Origin of the sequence: Thioclava sp. F34-6, assembly GCF_002213235.1 — a bacterium.
GTDB lineage: Bacteria > Pseudomonadota > Alphaproteobacteria > Rhodobacterales > Rhodobacteraceae > Thioclava > Thioclava nitratireducens.
In genome coordinates this window covers 1-16,787 of sequence record NZ_NBOA01000015.1, presented here as the reverse complement: position 1 = coordinate 16,787, position 16,787 = coordinate 1, and the positions used below count along the sequence as shown (strand labels likewise).

The window sequence follows — 16,787 nt, the reverse complement described above, 5'->3', positions numbered from 1 at the left end:
AAATACTATATCGGCATGGCGAAAGAGCTGGAAGCGGCGGGCGCCCATATCCTCGGCCTCAAGGACATGGCGGGCCTGCTGAAACCCGCCGCCGCCCGCAAGCTGATCGCGGCGCTGAAGGAAGAGGTCGATATCCCGATCCACTTCCACACCCATGACACGTCGGGCATCGCGGGCGCGACCATTCTCGCGGCGGCAGATGCGGGTGTCGATGCGGTGGATGCGGCGATGGACGCATTCTCGGGCGGCACTTCGCAGCCCTGCCTCGGCTCGATCGTGGAGGCGCTGGCCCATACCGAGCGCGATACCGGCCTCGATATCCACGCGATCCGCATGATGTCGAACTATTGGGAGGCCGTGCGCCACCAATATGCGGCCTTCGAGAGCGGCCTCGAAGCCCCGGCCTCCGAGGTCTATCTGCACGAGATGCCCGGCGGCCAGTTCACCAACCTCAAGGCGCAGGCGCGCTCGCTGGGGCTGGAAGAGCGCTGGCACGAGGTGGCGCAGGCCTATGCCGACGCCAACCAGATCTTCGGCGATATCGTGAAGGTCACGCCGTCCTCGAAAGTCGTGGGCGACATGGCGCTGATGATGGTCGCGCAGGGCCTGTCGAAGGAAGACGTGCTCGACCCGGCCAAGGATGTCTCCTTCCCGGATTCGGTCATCGACATGATGCGCGGCAACCTCGGCCAACCGCCGGGTGGCTTCCCGGAGAAAATCCTCAAAAAGGTGCTCGGTTCCGAGAAACCGAACACCGAGCGCCCGGGCAAACACCTGCCGCCAGTGGACCTCGAAGCGACGCGCAAAGAGCTCTGCGACAAGTTCGACTGCGAAACGATCGATAACGAGGATCTCAACGGCTACCTCATGTATCCGAAGGTCTTCTCCGACTACATGACCCGCCACGAGCAATACGGCCCCGTCCGCACCCTGCCGACGAAGAACTTCTTCTACGGCATGGACACCGGCGAAGAGATCTCTGCCACGATTGAACCGGGTGTGACCTTGGAAATCCGTTGCCAGACAGTGTCCGAACCCAATGAGGCCGGCGAGGTCAAAGTGTTCTTCGAACTCAATGGTCAACCGCGCACCGTGCGCGTGAAAGACCGCTCTGCTGCCTCTTCGGTTGTGGCCAATGTCAAAGCCGAGTTGGGCAATCCGAAACACATCGGTGCACCGATGCCGGGCGTCGTTGCCACGGTCGCCGTGGTCAGGGGACAGACGGTGAAAAAAGGCGATGTGTTTTTGACCATCGAAGCGATGAAGATGGAAACCTCGATCACCGCCGATCAGGACGGCACGGTGAAAACCGTCTATGTCGCGCCGGGCGCGCAGATCGACGCCAAGGATCTACTGGTCGAGTGCGCATGAGACTGATCTGGTGTCAACAGGATGTCCATGTGCCTAAGGACATGGCGGCTGCGGGCCAGGCGACGGAGGGCCGTCGCACAGTTGCGGCGGGCCCGAGTACAAATGATCGTGACATCGAAGCGTCTGTGCGGGGGACAACATGCGTCTGAAACATTGCCATAATTTCCATGACTTCCAAACACTTGCGCGCCGAAGATTGCCGGCCCCCATTTACAACTATATCGCCGGCGGCGCAGACGACGAAGTGACCCTCCGGCGAAATTCGGAGAGCTTCAATCGCGTCGACCTAATTCCGAACGTGTTGCGCGGCGTTGAAGACGTGGACCTTTCCACAATGGTTCTCGGCCAGAAGATCGACCTTCCCGTCTATCTGTCCCCTACCGCTCTGCAGCGATTGTTCCACCACGAAGGCGAGCGGGCGACTGCGGCGGCGGCGGAACAGTTCGGAACCATGTTCGGCGTCTCCTCCCTCGGTACCGTGTCGATGGAGGAACTCGCGCGCAAGCACCGCAATCCGCAGGTCTATCAATTCTACTTCCACAAGGATCGCGGTTTGAATTCTGCGATGATGGAGCGGGCCAAGAGTTCAGGCATCAAGGTAATGATGCTGACTGTGGATAGTATCACCGGCGGCAACAGAGAGCGCGATCTGCGCTCTGGGTTCTCGATCCCGTTTCGCCTAACGGCTTCCGCGCTCATGCAATTTGCGCTGAAGCCGTCCTGGGGCCTGAACTATGTCACGCACGAACGCTTTTCATTGCCGCAACTCGACGCCCATCTGGATATCGAAGGTGATAGTCTGACGATCGGTCGATACTTCACTGAAATGCTGGATCCCTCGATGTCTTGGGACGATGTGTCTGCCATGGTTTCCGAATGGGGAGGCCCGTTTTGTCTCAAGGGAGTCATGAGTGTTAAGGACGCGCGTCGTGCGGCGGACATCGGCTGCACGGGCATCGTGCTGTCAAATCACGGTGGTCGACAACTCGATGGGTCTCGCACCGGCTTTGACCACCTTGAGGAAATCGTTCAGGCGGTCGGTGATCGCGTTGAAGTCATGGTGGACGGAGGTATCACAAGAGGCACTCACGTGCTGAAGTCATTGGCGCTCGGAGCAAAGGCTGTTGGGCTTGGGCGTTACTACCTGTTCCCGTTGGCGGCGGCAGGTCAGCCGGGAATCGAACGGGCTTTGCATCTTATGAAAGCTGAACTCGTTCGCGGCATGCGGTTAATGGGATGTACCAGTGTCGATCAACTGACCCCTGAAATGTTGCGTCGGGTACCTTGACCAGACCGACGGTGAGGGCGGAATTGCCCCGGCGTACAAAAAATGGAAATCACTGATCCATCCTAGGAGGACACGTCATGTTTGCACCACCAGTAGAAATCGAAACCACGGTTTTCGCGGAATTCCCCGAGCGCTTCCAGGAGACGAACAGGGCGTCCGAATGGGTCCGCGTGATGCGCCATGGCACGCCGACGCCGTCCTTTCTGGAAGGCCCGGCCTTTGACAGGGATGGCAACCTCTATTTCGTCAATATTCCCTACGGCCAGATCTATCGGTCCACGCCAAATGGCGACATCAGTCTGGTGGCAGAGTATGACGGCGAGCCCAACGGGCTGGCAATTCATGCTGACGGAAGCATCTACATCGCCGATTACCGGAACGGCATCATGGTTCTCGACCCCTCCACTGGCGAGGTTCGTTCGCATCTGGACCGCGCCCATGCCGAGTCGTTCAAAGGGTGCAACGATCTGACTTTCCACTCGGACGGTTCACTCTGGTTCACGGATCAGGGTCTGACCGGATTGCACGACCCGACCGGCAGGGTCTATGCCCACAACGACAACGATCATGCCCTGAAACAGATCCTCAATACGGTGCCCAGCCCGAACGGACTTGCGTTCAGTCCCGATGAGAAAATCCTCTACGTCGCCGCGACGCGCGGCAATGCCATCTGGCGCGTTCCGGTTTTACCCCATGGCTCGATCAACAAGGTCGGCATCTTCGTCCAGCTGTCCGGCGGCCTCGCCGGTCCTGACGGGGTCGCCGTTGATGCCTCGGGCAACCTTTTTGTGGCACATGCCGGGTTAGGAATCGTCTGGGGTTTCGATCGCTTGGGCATTCCAAAGTACCTCATTAGATCCTGTGCGGGCCTAATGACCACTAATTGCGCCTTCGGCGTTCGAGATGGTGACAAGAATACGCTTTACATCACGGAGAGCGAAACTGGACAGATCCTGACTGCAAAACTCGAGAGCGAAGGGCAGCCGTTGTTCTCCCATAGCTAAGATTGGGATTTGCCCCGTTTTTTGCGGCACTTGTGTTGCATGGCCGCCGCCCTGTCCGTGCCTGAGCAGACTCTTTACCACCAGATGCGGGACTGAACCTCGCGTCGCTAATGAATATCATAGGAGGAGAATGATATGCCGATTAACAAACTTAAGCTGTTCAGCAGTGTCGTCCTGGCGAGCGTCGTGATGGCCACCTCGAGTCACGCGACCGAGAAATGGGACATTTATACCTATAACAGTAGCCCCACCGTACCCGCTGTCCAAGGCTTAGAAGCGATGTCCAAGAAGCTGGAAGAAACTACAGGGGGCGAGCTGAAGCTCCGCGTACACCTGGGCGGCTCGTTGCCGATCTCGGGCAGCAACATCACACAGGCGGTCTCGGACGACATCGTCCAGATGGGAGATGACGTTTTCGTCACCGGCAGCGTACCGATCGCCGGCCTGCTGTGGTTGCCGATGCTGATCCAGGACATGGACGAGATGGAGACCGCCTCTGAGATCGTCATGCCCTACGTCGAGAAGATTTTCGCCGAGCGCGATATCATCATCCTTGCGGAATACATCTATCCCCTGAGTATGCCATGGTCCACCAAGCCGTTGGTCAGTTTGGAGGACCTCAAGGACCAGAAGCTGCGCGTCAACAATGCCGAGCAAGGCGAGTTCGTTAGGCGCTTTGGCGGCACGCCCATCACCATGACCACAGCCGAGGTAGTTACCGCCCTGGACCGCAACGTGATCGACGGCGTTTTCACCGCCACCGCAGGCTCCGGCTACCTGTGGCGGGACCTACTGCAATCCAACTATCGGCTGGGCCTAAGCTATGCCATTTCCTACCTTACAGTGAACAAGGATCGCTTTGAAGGCCTGTCGCCGGAGATGCAGGAACAGCTGCGTACCGCCGCTGTCGAAGCCGGAGGGAAGATTACGGCGACCCTGCAGGAGCGCGAGGAGGCCCTGACCGATGAACTGGCTAGCGGCATCCTGGACGTTACCTATCCCGCAGAGGAAGAGGTCGGCCGGGCAACCGAGGTCATGAGCAGCTACTGGGAAAGCTGGGCGGCCGAAAGGGGAGACGATGCCGTAAAGGCCCTGGCCGACGTGCGCGCCGCGCTCGGGCGGTGAACATGGGCTCAGAATCAGGGTCTTGAGCCTGGCGGGGGGGCTGACGTCCCCCCATGCCGGGCGACCTGCAGCCTCGGGAATAACAAGAGAATGAGGGAGGAAGTCGTGAGCGACCTTGGAGGTTTCAAGTATATTTCCGTCGGCAGTGATTACATCTGCCGTTTCATTATCATTGCGATGACCCTGCTCATCGCCTACGAGAGTATCGCGCGCAGTCTATTCGACTATTCCCTTGGGATATCGAACGAAGTCGGCGGCTATCTCGTCGTCGCGCTGACGTTCTTGTCGCTGCCCTACGGCTACGCGGAGGATGTCTATACCAAAGTTGAGTTCCTGGACCGTGCAATGGGCCCCCGCACAAAGCTGGTACTGGCTTGGGTGTTCAAGGTGCTCTGCCTGCTCCTCGCGGCGGTGCTGACTTGGCAGTTCTGGCGCTTCTCGATGCAGTCGATCCGCACCGGAGAGACCTCGATGACACCGCTGATGACGCCCCTGTGGATTCCGCGCCTAGTCATGCTGGTTGGAAGCGCCGCGCTGGCACTGACCATCTTAGCCTCGATCATCGCCCCACTGTTTCGTTCGTCGACCAGCAACGCCGCCACCGTCAAGAAGGGTTAAGTCATGTTTCCCATTGTAGAGTTTGTTACCGTCTTCGGTACTTTTTTCGCTCTGATCGGTCTCGGCCTGGCTATTCCCTTCTCCATTGCGGTCTCCGGGTTGCTCTACCTGTTCTTCTTCGACGGGCTGACCGCCTTCAAGGCACTCGGTCTGATCAGCTGGGGCGGCATGGACAGCTTCACCCTGACGGCGGCGCCACTGTTCATCTTCATGGCCGACATCCTGCAGAAAAGTGGGCTAGGTCTGCGGATCTACGATGGCATGGCCAAATTGGTGGTGAAAGTTCCCGGAGGCCTGCTTCAGACAAACATCGTCAGTTGCGCTCTGTTTGGCGGCGCTAGCGGATCCAGCGTGGCCACGGCAGTGGCGATCGGCGGAGTCGCTCTGCCGGAGCTGGAGCGCCGCAAGTACGAGCCCAAAATCTCGGCCGGCTCGATCGCTGCCGGTGGCACCCTAGGCATCCTGCTACCGCCCAGCATCCCGATGATCATCTACGGCAGCGTCACGGAAACCTCCGTTGCGCAGCTGTTCATGGGAGGCGTGGTGCCTGGCCTGCTACTTGCGGCCATGTTCATGGGGTACATCGCCATGCGTGCCCGGATGGACCGCAGCTTGGCGCCCGAGGAAGCCGGTCCCAAAAATTTCGCTGAGATCCTTTTGGCCATCGGCAACGTACTGCCCTTCTTGGGATTGATGGGTGGGATACTTCTGGTCATGTACCTAGGCTTGATGACCCCCACCGAGGCCGCCGCTGCCGGTGTAATCCTGGCCAGCATCGTGGCAAAGATCTGGGGCAACCTGACTTGGGCAACCTTCAGCGCAGCATTGTCCAGTACGGTGCGTACCTCGGCCAATCTCTTGTTTATCATCTTCGCCGCCATGATCCTGTCCTATGCCATCGGACGCGCGGGCATTGGGGAGGCGCTAACTGAGTACATCGTCAGCCTCGGGCTATCGAAGTGGCAACTGTTCGGTGTGCTGCTAGTGGTCTACGTGCTGATGGGCTGCTTCCTGGAAAGCATGTCGTTAATCTTGATCACCGTGCCGCTGATCTTCCCAGTTCTAATGGCTTATGGCGTAGACCCTATCTGGTTCGGCATCATGCTGATGATCATAATCGAACTGGGGCAGATTACCCCTCCACTCGGCATCAACCTCTTCGTGATCAAGAGTATCTGGCACGGCAGTCTGGGCCAGGTGGTGCGTGGCACAGTGCCATTCTACTCGGTCTTCCTGCTACTGATCGTGGTGCTGACGCTGATCCCGGGGCTAGTGACCTGGTTGCCGGGTCTCATGTAGGGCAGCATCCGCCAATCCAAGAAAGGGGGCTATTCAGTCGTTAACTCGCGGTCAAGTTAAGGGTCGCGACGATCCTTCACCATCGCTCAGACCCCGTAGAGCCGGAAGGTATCGCGGCCCGTGAGTTCGCGCACCGCACCGAGATCGACCAGCCGGTCGCAGAGCCGTCGCGCGGGGCGATCGGGCAACGGCAGAGCCACGGCGTCGCGGATCAGGAACATCTCTACGACCCCCCTGCCCCTTTCCCCGCAGCCTGGGCGCGACCGCCTTCAGATGCACCGCCCGGCGCGCAACGTCGGCGGAGAGGCGTACGGCTTCGACCGCCGATGCAAGAAGCGCCTGATGGCAGGCCAGCCGCAGGTCCTCCCCCCTTTGCGCAGATCAGCGCGCTTCAGGCCCGCAGCCAGCAGCGGCACGAGATGATCCCAGCCAAGCGCCTGCGCGAGGGCTGCGTCGACAAGCACTAACGCGGGCACGTCGGCGCGCGGCGTCTCGTTTAGCACCACCTCCAGCACAATCGCCGCAGGGGCCAGCGCCTTGACCGACACGGGCCGTTCCACCGCGCGACGCCAGGCCAGGCAGGTTTCCCCAGCCGGTCCGGGCAGGTCGCCGGGGCGCAGAAGGTGGATCGCGTCGCGCAGCTCCGCTGCCCGCTCCGGACGCCCGGAAAACGCGACACAGACCTCCGCCGCGCGCAGCGCCAGCCTGTCCCGCAGCAGGGCGTGCGGCACTTCCTCACGCTCCAGCACAAGATGCAGATGGCTCAGCGCCGCGCCCGACGAAAATGCCATATCTTCAGGGGCTTCAGAACGCGAAGAGGTGATCCAGGCGGGCATCCCGGGCTGGGGTTCCAAGTGTCTGGTGTGGTTCGGCGGGGCAGATATTATTGCTTAAGCCTATCTCGGAACGGCGCTTTGCTCCATAACATAGCGCCTAAAGCGCCGCATCTTTTCAGCTTAATTTATGTCCAATAATCTTGCATTATCGGACTAAAGCCGACTAAGCTCGATCCCGTGGGAATTTGGCGGAAAAACACATGCCGAGAGGCTCGACCGATATACGCCGGGCAATCAGTTACCAGAGAGTTGACAGCCGTACGAACCGTGCCTTCAGGAGCCTATCCGATGAGCGACAGCCCCGATTTCAACGACGCATCCCCTGCCCTGCCGGCGAATGTCGCGGGTTCCGGCGCGCTCGATCGCCTCGTGGAAACGGCACGCGGCTATGCGCAGCAATCCGCGGCGGACAATACGCTCTCAGCCTATGCTGCGGATTGGGCGCATTTCGCGCGGTGGTGCCGGATGAAGGGCGCAGACGCTTTGCCCCCGTCGCCCGAGATGATCGGACTCTACCTCGCGGACCTCGCCGCGCCGGCTGACAACACGGCAGGCCTATCGGTGCCGACTATCGAACGGCGGCTCTCGGGCCTGACCTGGAACGCGGCGCAGCGCGGCTTCACCATTGATCGGCGCAACCGGCATATCGCGACGGTGCTCGCCGGCATCCGCCGTCGTCATGCGCGCCCGCCGAAACAGAAAGAGGCGATCGCCCCCGAGGAGATCCTCGCGATGGCGGCCACCCTGCCCCACGATCTGCGGGGTCTGCGCGACCGCACGATCCTGCTGCTCGGCTACGCCGGAGGTTTGCGACGGTCGGAAATTACGGGCCTTGATCACGCGCGCGACGACACGATCAATGGCCGTGGCTGGGTCGAAATTCTGGAAGACGGCGTGGTGCTGACGCTGAACGCAAAGACCGGTTGGCGCGAGGTCGAGGTCGGCCGCGGCACCTCGGATCAGAGCTGTCCGGTCCACGCGCTCGAGCAGTGGCTGCACTTCGCTAAAATCGGCTTCGGTCCGCTTTTCGTACGGGTGTCGCGCGACGGGACCCGAGCGCTCGACGCGCGGCTCAACGATCGCCACGTCGCCCGGCTGATAAAGCAGACCGTTCTTGCAGCGGGCATACGCAGCGACCTGCCCGAGACGGAACGGCTCGCACTGTTCTCTGGTCACAGCCTGCGCGCGGGTCTCGCGAGCTGGGCCGAGGTGGACGAGCGTCATGTGCAGAAACACCTCGGCCACGCCTCGGCGGAAATGACACGCCGCTACCAACGCCGCCGCGATCGGTTCCGGGTGAACCTCACGAAGGCGGCGGGGCTCTGAGCGCGGCTCACTGAGGAAGTTGACAGCCGTCAACTGGGCGCGCCGTAGGCATCCGTCCGTTTGGCCAGTCGAAGTTCCCACTCTTTCCGACCATTGCGACGCAGCGGTCCCGTGGATGTCGCGTCGCACAGGTTTAACGGATCGAGAATTTCCCGAAGCTTGAATGTGAACAACAGCGGCACGCGAAGTTGGATGCCCGCATCGCTGACGCGCGGCATCCAAGAGCATTAGTGAGCTGAGTGTCTCCCACGGTGGAAACGAGCTCACCAGTCTGGCGATTCACAGAGAGCGCAAACGAGAAACACATGCTATTAGGAGACATCTTCTCAGGCGCGCGCCGGGAGACCGAGTTAATCACAGGCTCAAACGGCAGCGGCAAATTGATCTACTTAATTGGCCGTTTACGAGAGTTCGTATGACTCGCGCCTCAAGCTAAGGCGCGACGGCAACGAGGCCTCAGTCTATTATGCACGACGACGCACGCCGCACGCCAAGTAGGCGCCGGAGCAAGTTGTGCTCCACGCTCGGCGCACCTTGGGAAGGCGAGATGCGCGACAGGCCAACTTCAACGCGCAGACACCGTTTATAAACGGAGGATCGGCAGGGAAGTCGATGCTTCGAGCACCCAGAGCCAAAGTTGACAGCCGTCAACTCGACGAACCTGTTTCCAATCGAGGGGCACTGTTTTTCACTCGGTAAATCCAATGATCGGCAGGGACGTGGTCCGATCTTCCGAAAAACGTTTGAAAGTTCAGGCCGCGAGATAGTCACCTCCGGTCAACCAACGAAAGCTCGACGGAGACCGTTCTCACTTCCTGAGAAAACCTTCGCCAAGTTGACTGCTGTCAACATTCAGGCTGCGCGCTGAAATCACCGTCAACGATCAACGGACATGCGACGGAGCCGAAGCAGAACTGTCGGACTACACCAAGAAGGGCAGGGCGCCTTGCCCTTCTCTAAACGAAACCGCAGCGCGCAGAATCGTCCAGCCACCGTTGAGGTCAGACACGAAGACGCATGCCCAGCTAGAGTGAGGGGCAGATCTACCCACGTCTCTCAAACGTCTTCTCGCATCGTGCGAAATCTCGACGCCCTAAAAAGTCGGTCTATGCCGCGGCAACTTTCTCCCCAAGTTTGCCGCAAAATGGCCAGGCCAAGCCCAGGCGGCGGCATCGTCCGGCATTCGTCGCGAACGGTAATACCAGGCTCAACAAAGGAGAGGGCAGGGGGCCCAACTCCGACACCTGCTTTGTGCTCCTTCCCTTTCCCTTCTCTCCCATTTTCCCCGTCGACACGTAAAATCAACAGCTGAGGGCAAGCAGGCACCGCAACAAGTGGAACTCGTGACCTGAAACTCGTTCAACCGTCACGCGGCTCGGGAGCGCCATTCCCAGTCGCAAAAGCCCAGATTTTCGAGCGGAATAGGGAAGAAGCTGCATCAGCCGGAAACATCATGCATAATACTTCACGATACCTCGCCTTGTAAAAGGGGAGGGACCTCGCCCACGCGGGGACTTCGTCCTCCAGCTCCAATCACCATTCACCCGCAGCGCAGAAATCACAGGGCCCTTGCATTTCGCGTCTGCATCAGGGCCATTACCATCGGACCGGGGCTGAAGCCGCCGTCTGCCGCTTTGCCCGAGAGCGCGCGAAGGTAGCCGCCGGGGTTATGGATCTCCTCGGAGCGCTGAAGCATCGCGAGGACGGTGATCGCCGCGTTGGTGGCACCCATATGCCGCGCGGCCTCCGCCCAGGCAGAAGGCGAAATGCCCATCATCGGGTGAATGAACTCGGCCCGCGCAATCAGATCGTCCCAAGACCGGATCGGTTCGGGCGAATAGTCTCGTGCATCCGGACAGGCCTGCAAAACAAGCCACAGCGGCAATTTCGGCGCTTCGGCTTCCTTTTCTGGTTCGCACGGCTCCAAATCGTCTAACGAGGAGGGCAGGGGTGACCCCGCCGCAGCTTCTTCCATTTCTTTGGAAGATTCAGATTCGTATAGACTTATGTTTGAATCTTGTATGTGCCGCTCACTATTGACGTCTTTGCCGCTCATATCTTCTGTTTTTTCTTTCGGAATAAAGGTCTTAGCCTTTTCCCGCAGGTCGTTCGCGCGAAGATGCATGTTTGTCATCTCCTCGAGCCCGAGCTTGCGCCGCATCTCGCGGTTCATCAGTGCCAGCATGTCGGAGAGCGCGTCCCAGTTCGCGGAGACCGCCTCGCGGCCATACTCGATCAACTGAGCGACATCGCGCAGGATCAGCACCACAGCCTCGCGCAGCGCCTTGTAGCGGGCCTGAGCCTCACGGGCCGCCTGCGCGGCCTGTGCGATCTCCGCCTCGCGCAGCAACAACGGGCGCAGATCGAAGCCGAACGCCACCTGGAGCTGTTCGCCGGCGCGGCGGGCGTAGCGCTTGCCGTTGGGGCTGTCATGGCGGATCACGAGGCCGGACTTCACCAGCGCCGCCAGATGCCGCCGCAGCGTGCTCTCAGGCATCCCATGGGCGCGCTCGGAGAGCGACGCGTTGGAGGGGAAGACGATCGTGCCGTCGCCCTCGGCCAGTGTCGGGTGCGGGTGAAAGGACAGCAGCGCGTTCAGCACCGCCAGATCGCGATCACTGACACCGAACGCCGCGCGTGCGACCGTCAGATCGCGCATCACGGCCCATTTGTCGCGGGCAAGCTGGGGCAGGGGCGCGTCGAGCATCTCGGCGGCCCTCAAATCCCCTTTGTTCAGGCTCCGCCCGAACGGGGTTTGTGAGATATGTTGCATCCTGTCTGTCACAAAGACATGAAAGATCGCTCCGCGGACATGGCGGTTGTTGACAGGAGTCAACTGCTCAGGATACGTTCAGAGTGCGAGAAAGAACGGCCCTTCGGGATGTCATGTCCTGGGGGGTCTCTTTTTTTGTCTCGATGTGCCTCCTTTTTATCGTTGCGGTCTTCTGCTCATTCCCCGTCTTTGCGGGAGAATTCTTCGTGGAGCCGCGCCATATTCTCGCGCAGCCAGTCGGCGAAACTATCATCGTGGAGCGTCATCACGGGCTTGCCTCCACGCCGTTGCGCCTCTGCAAGAAGCGCACCGTTTTTCGTGGTGATCTTCTCGGGCGTTGGGGCAGGGGCTCGTTGCGGCGCAAGCGCGTCGAACACGGTCTGGAAGCGGGCATCGCTGCTGTCTCCGGACGCGAGCGCCACGACCTGATCGACGGGACGCTTGCCGATCCGTCGCGCCAAGGCGAGCCAACGGTCCCGCCCGGCCGAAGGCGCCGCACCGATCGCTTCGATCACCGGCTCCGGCACTTCCTTGGCCACTGCGAGCATCCGGCTGACGACGGTCTTGTCGACATGCAGCGCGTCGCAGATCACCTTGCGGTCAAAGCCGCCCTCGACCATCTGGCGCGCAAAGTTCGCTTTCTCGATGAAGCTCAGATCCTTGCGCGCGGCGTTTTCCTGCCCCTGCGCCACAACCAGCGAGCGGTCGTCGAGATCGCGCACCATCGCGCGGACGGGACTGCCCAGCTTGCGCAGCGCCTGAACGCGGCGGCGACCATAGACGATCTCGTAGCGGCCCTCGTGATTGGGCGAGTGGCGCAGCATCACCGGCACTTGCTGCCCGTATTCGCGCAGGCTCTCGACCAGTTCGGCGAGCCCCTCGGGGTCGGTATCGAGCCGGTCCTTTAGCCCCGCATCGTCGATCAAGTCGGCGGGCACCTCGACCAGCGCGCGGGTGCGCAGCTCGGCCAGCGACTGGCTGACCGCGCCGATCGCGCCGGTCTGACGCCGCGGCGGCGATGTAGCGGGTCTGTCGGCCGGGGCAGGGGCACCGGCAGCTTTGCGAGCGCTCGCCTCCGCCTCGTTTCTTGCGTTCATAAGCCCGTCGAGCAGGTTCTTGCGTGCCATGATATCAGCGCCCCCACGCTTTCTGGATAAGGTCCTCGATCTCGCTATTCACTGAATTGAGACTCTCAAGGGCGCGTTCATAGGTCGAACGGGTGAATTGCGATTTCTCCACCTCGTAGAGCGTCTGCTTGGTGATTCCCGCATCCGAGATCGCGGTGGACTTTAGGGCAGGGTGGTTCAGCACATGCTCCCCGAACATAGAGCGCATGAAGCTAACCATTTGATTTTGCGGGCCGTCTCCGGGTTCGTAGCGGGTCACGAGATAGCGCAGCCAGTCATAGGACATGTCGCCCCCCGCCTCGGCCACGACCCCCAGAAGGTTCGAGGTCATCAGCAGGAACTGACACATCGACATCACGTCGAGCATCTGCGGATGCACCGTCACCAGCACTGCCGTCGCCGCCGAAAGCGCCGACATCGTCAGGAAGCCCAGCTGCGGCGGACAGTCGAGGACGACCACGTCGTAGTCCGCCTCCACCGTGCCGAGCGCATCGCCGACCCGGGTGAAGAACAGCTCGCGCGAGCCCTGTGCAAGCACCCGCGGCGTGTCATGCTCGAACTCCATGAGATCGAGATTACCGGGGATGATGTCGAGATTGGTGAAATAGGTCTTCTGGATCACATCCTTCAGCGGCACTGGGTCGTCGTAGCGGATCGCGTCGTAAAGCGTGCCGCCGTCGAGCAGGTCGAACTCGGGCTGAAAACCGTGCAGCGCGGAGAACGAGGCCTGCGGGTCGAGGTCGATCGCGAGCACCCGGTAACCGTCGAGCGCAAGTTTCTGCGCCAGATGTGCCGAGGTAGTGGTCTTGCCGGACCCCCCCTTGAAGTTGATGACCGAGATCACCTGCAGATGATCGCCCTCGCGCCGCCCCGGAAGGTAGGTGCCGGGCGTCTTGGCGCCTTTTTCCAGCATCTCGCGCAGCGCCTGAACATCATGCGGGCTGTAATACCGCCGCCCGCCCGCGCGAATCTCGGGTTCGGGGCCGCGCCCGTCGAGATGCAGCTTGCGCAGGTAAGCATCCTTCACGCCAAGGAGCTGTGCCACCTCGCCGGAGGTGAACTTGCGCAATTCCCGCTTGGTATCCGGGGGAAAAAGGGCACGACGGTGCTCTTGCAGCTGTTCGGACAAACGCTCAGCATGTTGTCCGACGATCTGATCGATCCGCATATGTTCCGTCATCTCTGCCCTCTCGCCTCTGCACTTGTTACGCTTTTAGGCGTCTCATTCGTTCTTTTCCGTATAATTCACTTGAACGAACCGAGTCTGGCAAGAGTTTTTTGGGAGGCGCGACCAGAATCCCACAAATTCGAGACCAATATCTAGCGAAACGTGCTCGCGAAGACACTAACCAAGGGTCTGGTTGGCGTAAATTGACCCGGAGCGGTGAGATGGCTGCCGAAAGGCTCTTCGCGACAACCAGCCTCTTTCCGATTCTCTCACGGTTGTGCCGCAGCTCGGCCTGGGACTGGGATAGGCGTGTGCGACAAATTATAACTTGTTGCACACGCACCAATGTGCGACAGACTTAAACTTGTCGCACATGAGACCGCAATGGACATCATCTCGCATAGTCAGACCGCGCAGACGGCCTATCAGGATCTACTACGGCTGCATCTCGACGATCGCGCCGCCGAAGTCACCGGCGCGATCGAGGAGCGTCATCGCGGCGACCGAACCTATCTTTACGAGCGGCTGCGAATCGGAACCGAAACGCGCAGCCGTTATCTCGGCGAGGACAGCCCGGAGCTGCGCGATCGGCTGGCGCGGGCGGCGGCACTTAAAGCCGATGCGCAGGCGCGCCGGCAGCGGATGACGCGGCTGACCCGGATTCTGCGCGCCGAGGGCTATATCGCCACCGACCGCGAGACCGGCTCGCTGTTTCTCGCCTTCGCGCGGGCGGGGATGTTCCGGCTTGGCGGCACGCTGATCGGAACCGCGGCCTTCGCGCTCTACCAAGGCGAGCTGGGCGTGCGGATGGATACCGAGACGCTGGCCCAGACCGGCGATATCGACCTTGCGAGCTTCCAGCGGCTGTCGGTCGCACTGCAGGACCGGGTCGAGGAAGAACCGGGCGATATCTTATCAGCGCTGAAATTCGACCCTGTTCCCGGGCTTCAGGACCGACAGGTCTGGAAATGGCGGCAAAGCCGATCCGAGGTGATGGTGGAGTTCTTGACGCCCGCCTTCGGCGACGAAACGGTGAAACCGCTGCCTGCGCTCGGTGTCTCCGCGCAGGCGCTGAACTATCTCAACTACCTGATCGCGGAGCCGATCCCGGCAGTGGCGCTCTACCGCTCCGGTGTCTTGGTGCAGATCCCGCGCCCCGAGCGGTTCGCGATCCACAAGCTGATCGTGGCAGACCGCCGCCGTGAAGGCCCGGACCGGGGCAAATCCGCGAAGGACCGGGCGCAGGCGGCCTTCCTGATCGAGGTGCTGGCGCAAGACCGCCCCGACGAGCTGGCCGAAGCCTGGCAGGACGCCCAATCCCGCGGCCCACGCTGGCGCACCCGGCTGGAGGCGACGCTTGCCCGGATGCCGGAGACGGCGGCGCGGCTCGCGGATCTTGGGTAGGGCAGGGAGCGCCCCCCTTGGCGCCACGTCGGTCCAGCGGATCAATCGACTGGCGCTTAAACCGAGGAAACTCTCCGCAACCAACGCGCCTCTCTCGCCCTGCTCGCGAATGAAATGAAAGCTCCCGTCGCGATCGGGGCCACCTACATGGGAGCGGCGCGAACGTTCACGCTAAGCGGATCGGCCCCGCCCGCGCAGCTTCCCCCGCAATGCCAGAGGCGCGGTCAACACCACTCATTGCAGCTCCGCAACAGTCCGGCCTCATTCGCACCCCAGCAACTTTGGCTGTTTTCATGTATTAAGGTGTTGGTCTAAGAAAAAACTCATCGCGCTCGTGGGGTAAAGGCGCGCAAAAAGGAACCGATTTAAGGTGGCGCTATTTTCGCGCGAAGTTGGGGTAAAGGACTTTGAGAAGTGGATTGATCGGGCTGGTAGCCCAAGCTGCAATCGTCGCAGCAAGCGCGGCGCCCGCTGCGCAGGTATATTCGGGCGATCTGGTTGTTTTGGGCAATGCTTGCGTCGGTCTGTGCGCCGAGTGCACCTTCTGAAGCGCTCGTCCTCAGTGAAAACAACACACGTATCGCGTTCGGCTCGACGGACGGCATGCGGATGACCGCGAACCAATCGTCAAACGGTGGCTTGTCCGGCTTCTTCTTCGATGCACCGCAAAGCGGGACTTATTCAGACGGTCCGGTGGCTGTCACGGGTTATGCGCTCAACGGGACCGTGGAAACCGATGGGCGCCTCAAGGTCGCTGCGGCAGATTTCGCAACGCTTGCAACGCGATCCGCGTATGCGCCCGGCGGCACGGATGCCACCTTGACGTTGGATTCGAACCCGCTGGACGGAAACGCCTATATCTACCTGCCTGCCGGGAGCTATGCCAGTTACGGCTCGAGCGGTCCATACGTCATCAATACCGGGCCGGTCGTCGCGCAGGACGAGAGCGGCAACCCAATCACCGCCTCGGGCACGTACACCACTCACGCACCGTTCGTCGGGTTTCTGGCTGGAGACGGCGGTGTCACCTTGGGTGAGTCCAGCACGGCGACTGCAGGGCAGGTTTCTGTCGGATCATCGGGCGTGACGCGGCGAATTTCCAACGTCGCCGACGGAATTGAAGCGAGCGACGCAATCACTGTCGGGCAGCTGTCGCGTCTGAGCGGTGATGCAACGGCGCAGTCGCAACGCATTGACCGACTTGAGAATGATCTCACGACGATGAGCGCGATGAGCGTTGCCGTTTCCGCATTGACGGCCAATCCGCGCGGCACGGGCGCGCCCGCACTCGCGATCGGTCTCGGACATTATGACGGTGTCAGTGCCGTCGCCGCCGGGGTGGTTTTCCAAGTGGCAAGCCACGTGACTTATAGGCCCAACAGGCCCGAACGTGCATATATGGACATTTGAAGGAACATATAGCGAACGAACTGCCTGTTGACCGTGTG

The 16,787-nt window shown here is 60.9% G+C and carries 12 protein-coding genes and 1 pseudogene; 9 read left to right on the top strand and 4 right to left on the bottom strand.

Annotated elements, in window-relative coordinates; translation table 11 throughout:
* From B6V72_RS18370 to B6V72_RS18345, 6 genes are all read left to right on the top strand, one after another.
* Positions 1-1,371, top strand: a 1,371-nt coding sequence (locus tag B6V72_RS18370) for a biotin/lipoyl-containing protein (RefSeq protein ID WP_146696227.1), incomplete at its 5' end; no start/stop codon positions are given.
* 139 nt (positions 1,372-1,510) lie between these two features.
* Positions 1,511-2,659: an alpha-hydroxy acid oxidase gene (locus tag B6V72_RS18365; protein WP_088736298.1), complete on the top strand. Its 1,149-nt coding sequence runs from the start codon at positions 1,511-1,513 to the stop codon at positions 2,657-2,659.
* A 77-nt stretch (positions 2,660-2,736) separates the two neighbouring features.
* On the top strand, positions 2,737-3,663 hold the full coding sequence (locus B6V72_RS18360) for an SMP-30/gluconolactonase/LRE family protein (RefSeq protein ID WP_088736297.1): 927 nt from the start codon (positions 2,737-2,739) through the stop codon (positions 3,661-3,663).
* A 135-nt stretch (positions 3,664-3,798) separates the two neighbouring features.
* Positions 3,799-4,788: a TRAP transporter substrate-binding protein DctP gene (gene dctP / locus B6V72_RS18355; RefSeq protein WP_088736296.1), complete on the top strand. Its 990-nt coding sequence runs from the start codon at positions 3,799-3,801 to the stop codon at positions 4,786-4,788.
* A gap of 105 nt (positions 4,789-4,893) precedes the next feature.
* Positions 4,894-5,406, top strand: a complete 513-nt coding sequence (locus B6V72_RS18350; protein WP_168173083.1) for a TRAP transporter small permease — start codon at positions 4,894-4,896, stop codon at positions 5,404-5,406.
* Positions 5,407-5,409: 3 nt separating this feature from the next.
* Positions 5,410-6,705 carry a TRAP transporter large permease gene (locus tag B6V72_RS18345; RefSeq protein ID WP_088736294.1) on the top strand — a complete coding sequence of 432 codons (1,296 nt, stop codon included), beginning with the start codon at positions 5,410-5,412 and terminating at the stop codon, positions 6,703-6,705.
* Between the two features lie 86 nt (positions 6,706-6,791).
* Here B6V72_RS18345 and B6V72_RS18340 read toward each other — a convergent pair.
* Positions 6,792-7,592 (bottom strand): annotated as a pseudogene (locus B6V72_RS18340) (DUF1403 family protein).
* Positions 7,593-7,829: 237 nt separating this feature from the next.
* Here B6V72_RS18340 and B6V72_RS18335 point away from each other — a divergent pair.
* Positions 7,830-8,867: a tyrosine-type recombinase/integrase gene (locus B6V72_RS18335; protein ID WP_078523245.1), complete on the top strand. Its 1,038-nt coding sequence runs from the start codon at positions 7,830-7,832 to the stop codon at positions 8,865-8,867.
* Between the two features lie 1,558 nt (positions 8,868-10,425).
* On the opposite strand, the gene repC is transcribed toward B6V72_RS18335, so the two are convergent.
* From repC to repA, 3 genes are all read right to left on the bottom strand, one after another.
* Positions 10,426-11,640: a plasmid replication protein RepC gene (gene repC, locus B6V72_RS18330; protein ID WP_078523246.1), complete on the bottom strand. Its 1,215-nt coding sequence runs from the start codon at positions 11,638-11,640 to the stop codon at positions 10,426-10,428.
* A gap of 176 nt (positions 11,641-11,816) precedes the next feature.
* Positions 11,817-12,767, bottom strand: a complete 951-nt coding sequence (gene repB / locus B6V72_RS18325; protein WP_078523247.1) for a plasmid partitioning protein RepB — start codon at positions 12,765-12,767, stop codon at positions 11,817-11,819.
* Positions 12,768-12,771: 4 nt separating this feature from the next.
* Entirely contained in the window at positions 12,772-13,947 is a 1,176-nt protein-coding gene (repA, locus tag B6V72_RS18320) for a plasmid partitioning protein RepA (protein WP_078523248.1), read from the bottom strand.
* A gap of 372 nt (positions 13,948-14,319) precedes the next feature.
* Between repA and B6V72_RS18315 the strand changes: the two genes are divergently transcribed.
* Complete coding sequence (locus B6V72_RS18315) at positions 14,320-15,339, top strand: GSU2403 family nucleotidyltransferase fold protein (RefSeq protein WP_088736293.1); 1,020 nt, start codon at positions 14,320-14,322, stop codon at positions 15,337-15,339.
* 498 nt (positions 15,340-15,837) lie between these two features.
* On the top strand, positions 15,838-16,749 hold the full coding sequence (locus B6V72_RS18310) for a hypothetical protein (RefSeq protein WP_146696226.1): 912 nt from the start codon (positions 15,838-15,840) through the stop codon (positions 16,747-16,749).
* The last annotated feature ends 38 nt before the right edge of the window (positions 16,750-16,787 follow it).

Excerpts from the sequence above, each read along its gene's own strand:
- B6V72_RS18335 (WP_078523245.1), top strand. The coding sequence starts at position 7,830 with ATGAGCGACAGCCCCGATTTCAACGACGCATCCCCTGCCCTGCCGGCG.
- repA (WP_078523248.1), bottom strand. The coding sequence starts at position 13,947 with ATGACGGAACATATGCGGATCGATCAGATCGTCGGACAACATGCTGAG.
- B6V72_RS18315 (WP_088736293.1), top strand. The coding sequence starts at position 14,320 with ATGGACATCATCTCGCATAGTCAGACCGCGCAGACGGCCTATCAGGAT.
- B6V72_RS18365 (WP_088736298.1), top strand. The coding sequence starts at position 1,511 with ATGCGTCTGAAACATTGCCATAATTTCCATGACTTCCAAACACTTGCG.
- dctP (WP_088736296.1), top strand. The coding sequence starts at position 3,799 with ATGCCGATTAACAAACTTAAGCTGTTCAGCAGTGTCGTCCTGGCGAGC.
- B6V72_RS18360 (WP_088736297.1), top strand. The coding sequence starts at position 2,737 with ATGTTTGCACCACCAGTAGAAATCGAAACCACGGTTTTCGCGGAATTC.
- B6V72_RS18345 (WP_088736294.1), top strand. The coding sequence starts at position 5,410 with ATGTTTCCCATTGTAGAGTTTGTTACCGTCTTCGGTACTTTTTTCGCT.
- repB (WP_078523247.1), bottom strand. The coding sequence starts at position 12,767 with ATGGCACGCAAGAACCTGCTCGACGGGCTTATGAACGCAAGAAACGAG.
- repC (WP_078523246.1), bottom strand. The coding sequence starts at position 11,640 with ATGCAACATATCTCACAAACCCCGTTCGGGCGGAGCCTGAACAAAGGG.